Origin of the sequence: Geitlerinema sp. PCC 9228, from assembly GCF_001870905.1 — a bacterium.
Classification (GTDB): domain Bacteria; phylum Cyanobacteriota; class Cyanobacteriia; order Cyanobacteriales; family PCC-9228; genus PCC-9228.
Map to the genome: position 1 here is coordinate 1 of NZ_LNDC01000002.1, position 6,894 is coordinate 6,894.

Genomic DNA, 6,894 nt, shown 5'->3' on the forward strand with positions numbered 1-6,894 from the left:
CTTTCGGATTTTACTAGTTTCCACCCCCATGGGTCAAGAGGCGTAATTTCGTGACTAGTTGACAAGATTCTCAATTATTTTCGGGCTTTCTCTGGGGAGATTTTTTCGGGAAGATAGAAAATGCTAAACGTTTTACTAGGAGCTATTATATTGCGATTATAGATACTTCCTCGAAAATCCTGGAAAAATCCAAAAGGAAAATCAGGGAAAGTCCCCTGGAACTTCAGAAACGGTTCTATTCTAATACCATTTTCATAAGTTTCCGCCATAAGTTTCAAAGGAAATTTGGGAGCATGCCAGACAAACCTACTTGATTTCGCCATCAAACTAAGCCACACTGCCTCGTTTGCGCGTTTCCTTGTATGAGGTACCGACATTTTTCATACCAGCTTCAATCATTTTTTGTTCTAGCATGGCGAAGAAATGCTGGCGATCGCCCCCTCGAACCACAGCTTGATTGTGGGCTTCTGCCAGGGCCACGGGATAACCGTACCCTTTTTGCACTTGAGCTAAGACCAAACCCAAACAGCGATTGAGCGTAGTCTCTTCTCGGGCAACCCAAGCGGGCATTTCGACACGGGCAATCTCAGTACCTGCGTGTAGGTAACAAAAATTAATCGGTTGTTCGTAGCGGTCTAGCACTTTTGCCCAACTGCGCCACAGGGGGCTGCGCTGCCCTGGTTCTAAAAGAGTTCCCCACAGGGAGGTATCCCGCAAGGGGTCAAACAACTGGCAAGGGGGTGGGCTGGGATTGACACTGCTGTTTTGCTGGGGCAGGCAGTGAGTGAGACAATCGGGGGCGATATAGGGGCAGGCGGGCAGGCGTAAAAAGTTGAGGGTGGAACGGTTGCGGGAGGCGGAGATATAGCCCAACAGGGGAACCCCGGCTTGTTGCATTTGCCGCCAGGCGATTAAAATTGGTTCCAAAATGCGATCGCGGGCTGGGTTGGGGAGATTATCTAGAAACCAATAAATCAGGGAACCGTCTACCAAAGCCAACATGGGGGCATAGGTGGGTTGTTGGCTGGCGAGGGCACTGGCAAGTTCGCTGAGGGCTTCAATTTCCGAAACCACCCGCTGGTAGCCCATCCACTCTTCAGTTTGGATGCCCCACTGCCGGGAAGCGTATAGGTCTTCGGCGCGGTAGTAAACTTCTGGGAGGCTGTCGAGGAGGGGATAGCGGCTTTGCCCGTAGTGCAAGACCACCCGACCGATGTTGATGAGGTAGCAGTAGGCAATTTCGTGGTGGCTGGGGGAGATTTGGGAACCGTCGGTGGCGATGACGGTATGGGATTCGGGAGGTTTGGGAATATCGGTAATTTTGTCGAGGGGTTCTAGGGGTTGGGCGGCGGTGAAAGCCATGCGATCGCGCCAGTGTTTTTGTTTGGCGACCAGTTCCGCCTGCCGGTCGATGGCTTGCTGGAGAATATCCAGGGCGCTTTCCAGGCGTTTTTGGGCGGCTTGGGATTCCTGTTGCAGGTGTTCGCCAATGCCCTGCATTTGGGAGGCGACTTTATTTAGATCGAGCATAGTCGTTTGGCAGCCACAGGGAAAATGGTTGGGAAAAGGTTTCTAGGGAAAGCAGGTGCAAGCGCTCGCTGTCGCGGGCGGTTTGGCGATCGCTGTCGGTGTTGTATCCCCAATCGGCAAGGAATAATTCTATGCGTTCGAGTTGGGGATCGGATGCGATCGATTGTAAAGTTTTGAGACGATCTTCGACAAACCAGATGGTGGCGGTTGCCGGTAGCTCTCTTAACAGACTCTTTAAAATCTCCCCCTTGCGACGGCGGGCATCTTTACCAAAAATTTGATTTTCCGCAAAGTCAATGCCTTCGCGCACCAGCAACTGCCGCACAAAGCGGCTTTCCTTGGTGGTAATGATGGTAACGGTGTCTGGTTTTTCGCCGGCTGGAGAGGATAGCCACCGCTGCAAATTGGCGATCGCGCCGGGGTAAAATTGATGCATGGCCAGCCAGCGCGATACATCTGTTTCTAGGAGGCGATCGCGGGTTTTATCTAGGGTATTTTCTACCATTTGCGGGGAAATTCTTTCAATATCCGCAATTTCTCGGACAATTTCCCCCCAACGCGCCCAAATTTGTTCTGGTTTGACCCCTTGCAGCAACGCTCGAATTAAAATCGGCATCTCCCAGCCAGTTTCGATCGCCGGGCGCAAGCGATAAAAATCAGGGGGCAACCATTCCGGTGGTGAAACCATACAATTTTCGTTTTGAGCGATCCCTTTTCCTTTTTTCTCGATCCCCAAATTATCTGCCGAAACCGGCCAAATTTGACAGTAAGCCTGCCAGGCAGTTGCTAGATATTCTACTAGCCCATCGCAGAGAACTCCATCAAAATCGAGGGCTAAGATGCTGGGTAAATTTACAGGCACAGTTGTCATAGATGTGGCAATCCAGTACAATAGAAACGTGATCGGAAATTAACCAAACCCCTAGCATCTCACCAGGTACGAAATTTCAATTTTGGCTGCATTCTGCTCCTAATCTTAATACGGACATCCCCGAGTTTCTTCCCGTACCAAAAGCTTAAACAAAGGGGAAAGTCACGTCGGTTATAAAGGAACAATGACGAAATGGTTTCCTATAATGAAATGCCAGAGCGCGTTCTAATGAGGGGCGGATCGAATGTAAAAATGCCGCCATTTTCCCACCTAAAAATCTAGCTTTTGCCATGGTTCGTGGCACCGATTCCTGGGGTGCAAATCCCCTCCCATGTCGGGGGAATAATACTAGAAAAAGATTCGTAAGCCAAGCAATATGGGGCTTTTGCCGTGATTACCATCTCGCGATCGCCAGGAGAACGCAAAGGAACAACCATTAGTTTTCCTTCCACTTTATACCTATATCCCATCCTCGATATTTTACTAGCAGATATTCCCAAAGTCTGCCAAAACGAAGTCAGGCTGGGACTGCAAGAGGCTCTCGTTAACGCTGCCAAACATGGCAACCAACTGGATCCTAGCAAAGCCGTTATCGTCCATTTTTCTGTGAGAAAAGACATCTATCGGTGGGTAATTTGCGACCAAGGCAATGGCTTTGGGAACCCCTGTTCCTGTCAGGAAGCCAGCGCTTACCTACCGGAAGACACTTCTCATTGTGGACGCGGACTATTTATTATATACCAAATTTTCGATCGCGTCCACTGGAGTTCCGAAGGGAGGAAGCTGGTTTTATGCAAAAACCTGAAAAATCCCGTCCGTATCCCGTTTTTCTCCAGCAACCAAGCACTGGTTGCTAGCGGTAGATAGCCGCAAATTTCTCCCCATTCCATCTATTTTCCCCACTAGGAATTTCCCTATTGGGGAATATTCTTATCGCTGTAGGTCACCGTGCGATCGCGACCTTGTTTTTTGGCTTGGTAGAGCGCTTCATCAGCATTTTGCAGGAGTTCGTCGTAGGTTTCTCCGTGAAGGGGATAGGTCGCAACGCCTAGAGAAACTGTAATTGGACCCAAAAAGCGATCGCCATAGCGCAATTGCATCTGCTTCATATACTGGCGCAGTTCTTCGGCGCGGCGGTAGCTATCGGAACTGCTCGCCTCCGGCAAAATTAAAGTAAACTCTTCCCCACCATAGCGACAAGCCACATCGGAAGTACGAAATACTTCTTGCAAAAGAGATCCCACCTGTTGCAGGACAAAATCCCCCGCATCGTGACCGAAGCGATCGTTAAAACCTTTAAAATGGTCAATATCCAACATAATGACACTAAGGTAGGCAGCAGACTTATTGGCCTCGTGGAGTTTATCCTTGAGGGATTCCTCCAAATAGCGACGGTTGAACAATCCCGTCAGGGGATCGCGAATGCTTTGTTGTTTGAGGGTATCCCGCAGTTTCAAATTCGCCACCGCCAGGGAAATTTGCTCCGCCGCCGCGCGCGCCAGTTGTTGCTTGGCTGGGTTTAACTTTTCCGGTTGTTGGGTAGCCAAATACAGCAATCCCCAAGTTTTTCCTTGAGCCATCAAAGGTACGCATAAGGTAGCCGCCGGTGGCTGGTCTGCGTGAATATGAGCGCAGTAAGGATTCACATTGTGGTAGCTGGCTAAGTAAGCGTGGCTTTGCTGCAATCCCCAGCATTGTTCTCTAGGAAATTGCGTTTTCGACTGCTGTTGCTCCCCCCAGCCTACAACTTTTTCGACAAAACTGCCGCTGGCATCCAACGCAAAGACGCTCCCATTTGTATCGGCAAACAGCACCGGCAAAAACTGTTCGATAGCATCGTAAGCCGCCTCCACATCGGCACAGGATTGCAATACGTCGCTGGCAGCATTGAGAAGGGTAATTTCCCGATTGCGCGCTTCCAATCTTTTTGCCCAATGCGTCAGTTCTTGGTGAGCTTTCTGCAAAGCAATTTCCGATTGCTTGCGTTCGGTAATATCTTCCAACATAACTAAACCATACTCATCCCCATCTCGATCCTCGCTGCTGCAAACGTCGTGGAGAACAGCTGCCGTAAACGTGGTTAGCAATATCGTTCCATCCTTTTTCAAATACTTTTGCTCGGCTTTATAAGTTTGTTTCCTCCCCACAAATAGCTGTTCGCAATTCCGCCGCAAAGCATCCAAATCCGAGTAATGGCTTAAAGCCAATAGCGTCATGCTTTTCAGTTCTGCCGGTTTGTATCCCAGCATTTTACAAAACGTGGCATTGACCTCCAAAAACTGTAAATTGCGACTAACCAATGCCATTCCCAAAGGCCCTTCCTCAAAAATCCGACGAAAACGTTCTTCGCTGGCTTTCAAAGCCGCCTCCGCGCGCTGGCGTTCTCGCACTTCTTCTTGTGCCTGGTCGCGCATCTGGCGGTATGCTTGACTTTGATAGGTCAAATCCGTCACATCTTGGATAGCGATAATCGCATGAAACGTACCGCTGCCTTCCGAGGCGGGGGTTCCCGTTACTGTGGTATGTTGCACCTGCATGCGATCGCCAGCCAATTGCACGGGGATTAAATACTTATGAATTTGAGCAGAAAAAACCGTCGGCGGTCCACCGGCAAATACCTGTTGCAGGCGACGCGCGTATTTTGGCTGTTTGAGATGGGGAAAAAATCGATCGATAGTTTCACCAACAATACGATAGCGCGGAATTTGCGTCCAATTTTCCAAGCACTGGTTCCAAAACAGAACCACAAAGTCGCACCGCAGCACGCAAACGCCATTGGGAATTCGATCGAACAGACCGAATTGTTGTTCGTACTGTGGATACCGATTCATGAAATTTGTTCTAGATACTGATAAATCGACCTCAGGAAGCATGCGAACGACCCCACTTTAAAAATCAAAATAATATCGCCAGTCACCTGCAACGCCTGGATAGAAAAATGAGTTTGTACCAAAATAATGGTGGTATCGGTAGAAAAATCGGGGGAAGTTAACAGCTGGTCTACAGTATTCTCCACATAAGCAGGCAGCGAATATTGTAACGGTTCGTGCAAAATATTGCCGATGGTTCCCATGACCCCATTGAGGACGATATTCCCTACCTCGCTTAAGGTTCCCACTTTAACTGCATCTAGGTCACAACTACCAATTTCTTCCCCCGTCAGTTCCGAGATTAAAGCAGAGGCACTTTCGGTGGGAAAGACAATTTGTGCCATCCCAGTGAAAGTACCGGAGAAATGAAGTTGTACTGAAGAAATAATCTGGCTGTTGAGTCGTTCTACTAACAGATGTTTGGCTTCGCTGAAAGGATAGGTCTGTACGTAGGGAACTTGTAGATCGATATGCGTATCAAGCATTTCATTTAAAGTACCAGCCGCCGAACCCACCCCCAAATTGACAAGTTCCTGTAAGGCGTTGAGTTCTGCTTCGTCAATGGTCATGGGAAAACTCATTTGTAAATAGATTCTTTAGGATGAAGCGTTGAGCGACTGTTGGATAGCCTGGTGCAAGGCTTGCGGTTGTGGGGGTTTGTTGAGAACTGCGATCGCACCGAGTTCCATACATCGCTGGCGAGAAGTTTCCTGCACGTCGGCAGTCATTACAATAGTGGGAATGCTATATCCCAGGGTTTTCAGACTCTCCAGAACCTCGTAACCGTTTAACTCTGGCATGAGCAAATCCAAAACCATACAATCGGGATGTTCGGCGATCGCAAATTCCAGCGCTTCTTTGCCATCTTTCGCCTCCAGAATTTCATTTTGCTCTGCCTGCAACGCTTTCGCAATCAAACGGCGAGAAAACCAAGCATCATCAACAATCAAAATTTTGGCCATGACACGATTTCTCGTAGGGATGCAACTTTCCCAAAATACATCAGGAGAACCACTTAAAGATAGATACGCACCAAGAAATCAAAAAAAACGCCAGCTACCTCCCCCATGCCTATCATTTCAGCCTTTGATTTTGACACTCTCACCAATTCTATTCGTGAGATACTCACTTCATTGGGTGTGCCTAGATGGATGCGCTATGAGTTAGTCCATCCCCGACTCACAGGAACCCTCAACGAGCATTTTTACGCCCTGTCCAGACGTACTGGCGACACCTCAATTCAAAACCACTGGGGATGGTCTTTCTTGGCGCAGCTAAACGCCTTGCACTAACTGGCATAGGTAGGACGAGGGGGATTGGCAGGAATGATGTACTTGCCTCCCAGACGACAGGCGTTGACAGGCAATTTTCGGGATTTTACCCAATCTTGGCGTTCTCTCAGCCCATCATTGCCAACTTCTTGCCGACAGATTTCCAACCACGACTCGATGGCAGGAATCTGGCGGCATGTCGGCTTGAATTTAAATTTGTAGCTGAGAGTCAACATGATGAACAAAACAAAAATAGGGTTGTTAAACAGTTCAAGTAAAACTTTCGGTAGCTTGGAATCCCCGTCGCTTTAGCGCGGGGAGGAAAAGCGCCTCGTGGGGCTTTAGCCCCATT

General features: G+C 48.8%; 8 protein-coding genes. 2 read left to right on the forward strand and 6 right to left on the reverse strand.

Annotated features, from left to right (window positions below; translation table 11 throughout):
* Positions 1 to 327: 327 nt before the first annotated feature.
* Positions 328 to 1,530: a DNA double-strand break repair nuclease NurA gene (locus tag AS151_RS00120; RefSeq protein WP_071515045.1), complete on the reverse strand. Its 1,203-nt coding sequence runs from the start codon at positions 1,528 to 1,530 to the stop codon at positions 328 to 330.
* Positions 1,514 to 2,401 (reverse strand): HAD family hydrolase, encoded by an 888-nt coding sequence (locus AS151_RS00125; protein WP_170861259.1) that lies wholly within the window; start codon positions 2,399 to 2,401, stop codon positions 1,514 to 1,516. The genes AS151_RS00120 and AS151_RS00125 overlap by 17 nt, the downstream gene beginning before the upstream one ends.
* Before the next feature lie 390 nt (positions 2,402 to 2,791).
* Here AS151_RS00125 and AS151_RS00130 point away from each other — a divergent pair, with 390 nt between their 5' ends.
* On the forward strand, positions 2,792 to 3,268 hold the full coding sequence (locus tag AS151_RS00130; protein WP_071515046.1) for an anti-sigma regulatory factor: 477 nt from the start codon (positions 2,792 to 2,794) through the stop codon (positions 3,266 to 3,268).
* Positions 3,269 to 3,315: 47 nt separating this feature from the next.
* On the opposite strand, the gene AS151_RS00135 is transcribed toward AS151_RS00130, so the two are convergent.
* From AS151_RS00135 to AS151_RS00145, 3 genes are read right to left on the reverse strand one after another with little or no spacing between them, the layout of a single operon-like run.
* A complete protein-coding gene (locus AS151_RS00135) occupies positions 3,316 to 5,232 on the reverse strand; it encodes a sensor domain-containing diguanylate cyclase (RefSeq protein ID WP_071515047.1) in 1,917 nt (638 codons plus the stop codon).
* Positions 5,229 to 5,852 (reverse strand): chemotaxis protein CheC, encoded by a 624-nt coding sequence (locus AS151_RS00140; RefSeq protein ID WP_244532780.1) that lies wholly within the window; start codon positions 5,850 to 5,852, stop codon positions 5,229 to 5,231. The genes AS151_RS00135 and AS151_RS00140 overlap by 4 nt, the downstream gene beginning before the upstream one ends.
* Before the next feature lie 15 nt (positions 5,853 to 5,867).
* Positions 5,868 to 6,233 (reverse strand): response regulator, encoded by a 366-nt coding sequence (locus tag AS151_RS00145; RefSeq protein ID WP_071515048.1) that lies wholly within the window; start codon positions 6,231 to 6,233, stop codon positions 5,868 to 5,870.
* 177 nt (positions 6,234 to 6,410) lie between these two features.
* On the opposite strand from AS151_RS00145, the gene AS151_RS21790 reads away from it, so the two are divergent.
* Positions 6,411 to 6,563 (forward strand): hypothetical protein, encoded by a 153-nt coding sequence (locus AS151_RS21790; RefSeq protein ID WP_170861260.1) that lies wholly within the window; start codon positions 6,411 to 6,413, stop codon positions 6,561 to 6,563.
* Here AS151_RS21790 and AS151_RS20400 read toward each other — a convergent pair.
* Positions 6,560 to 6,778, reverse strand: coding sequence for a helix-turn-helix domain-containing protein (locus AS151_RS20400; RefSeq protein WP_170861261.1), 219 nt, complete (start codon positions 6,776 to 6,778; stop codon positions 6,560 to 6,562). The two genes, AS151_RS21790 and AS151_RS20400, sit on opposite strands and share 4 nt — an antisense overlap.
* Positions 6,779 to 6,894: the final 116 nt, after the last annotated feature.

Bases quoted from the DNA above. Each gene is read 5' to 3' on its own strand.
- AS151_RS00120 (WP_071515045.1), bottom strand. From the start codon at position 1,530: ATGCTCGATCTAAATAAAGTCGCCTCCCAAATGCAGGGCATTGGCGAA.
- AS151_RS00125 (WP_170861259.1), bottom strand. From the start codon at position 2,401: ATGACAACTGTGCCTGTAAATTTACCCAGCATCTTAGCCCTCGATTTT.
- AS151_RS00135 (WP_071515047.1), bottom strand. From the start codon at position 5,232: ATGAATCGGTATCCACAGTACGAACAACAATTCGGTCTGTTCGATCGA.
- AS151_RS00140 (WP_244532780.1), bottom strand. From the start codon at position 5,852: ATGAGTTTTCCCATGACCATTGACGAAGCAGAACTCAACGCCTTACAG.
- AS151_RS00145 (WP_071515048.1), bottom strand. From the start codon at position 6,233: ATGGCCAAAATTTTGATTGTTGATGATGCTTGGTTTTCTCGCCGTTTG.
- AS151_RS20400 (WP_170861261.1), bottom strand. From the start codon at position 6,778: ATGTTGACTCTCAGCTACAAATTTAAATTCAAGCCGACATGCCGCCAG.